This window comes from Amaricoccus sp. W119, assembly GCF_047275745.1.
In the GTDB taxonomy this organism is placed as follows: domain Bacteria; phylum Pseudomonadota; class Alphaproteobacteria; order Rhodobacterales; family Rhodobacteraceae; genus Amaricoccus.
Genome location: NZ_JBKQWU010000190.1, coordinates 1 through 914 on the forward strand (window position 1 = coordinate 1; position 914 = coordinate 914).

Consider the following 914-nt stretch of genomic DNA (forward strand, 5'->3'; position numbering starts at 1 on the left):
ACGCGGCCCCGATCGCGAGGGAAAAAATGATCGCCGCCCGATCGGAGGCTGACAGGCGGAACATGACCGACATCCGGACACCAGATGTCAGATCAAGTCTAAACTTATATACTTACCGTCCTCGTTCACGGCCACGGCCACTATCACCGCCCGGCTGACGATCCTCCCGCCGTCGCGGACCTTGATGTAGGTGGCGTCGAGCCAGAGGCAGGGCCACGCGCCTTCGAGTGAGCGGGCGACGAAGGCGCTCACCCGCTCGTCGATCCCGGCGCGGAGCCGGCTCACCCGGCTCTTGAACATCCCGCCCGCGCCCATGGCCTTGACCAGATCGTCGACGGCGCGCGTGGAGATGCCGTGGATGTATGCCTCCTGGATCACCGCCACGAGCGCCTTCTCGGCGGTTCGGCGCGGCTCCAGGAAACTCGGCAGGTAGCTGCCCTTGCGCAGCTTCGGGATCTGCAGCGCGATCCGGCCGGCGCGGGTATCCCGGTCCCGCTCCCGGTACCCGTTACGCCGGACCTCGCGCGGCGGCGAGCGTGCGCCCTTCGCCGCGCCGGTGCGGAGCTCCACCTCCACCTCCATGATCCGGTCGGCCGCGAAGACCAGCATTTCGCGCACCAGGTCGGTATCGGCCTGCTTTTCAATCAGCTCCAGCAGGGCCATTCTCTCGTCGGTCATCGTCGTCTCCGTTCTCGGTTCCAGGTGTCGCAACCCGAGCCTACTCCGAAGATCGACGGTGTCCGCCAGCGCCACCACCGGCCGCGCGCCTCGCGCTACGCCAGGGGATCCGTGCGCGGCTTCCTACACCATTTAGCTTAATCGCATTTCCTGCGCCGCTCTGGCTGGCAGGATCAGGGTTGCTTCGGACGCTGCCGGAGCCTGCCAACATGGAGGATGCGATGGGTGTGTTCGCG

At 66.5% G+C, this 914-nt stretch carries 1 pseudogene; it reads right to left on the reverse strand.

The window, feature by feature from the left end:
* Positions 1-111: 111 nt before the first annotated feature.
* A pseudogene (locus ACLJK8_RS22920) lies at positions 112-678 on the reverse strand (transposase); the annotation flags it as partial.
* Positions 679-914: the final 236 nt, after the last annotated feature.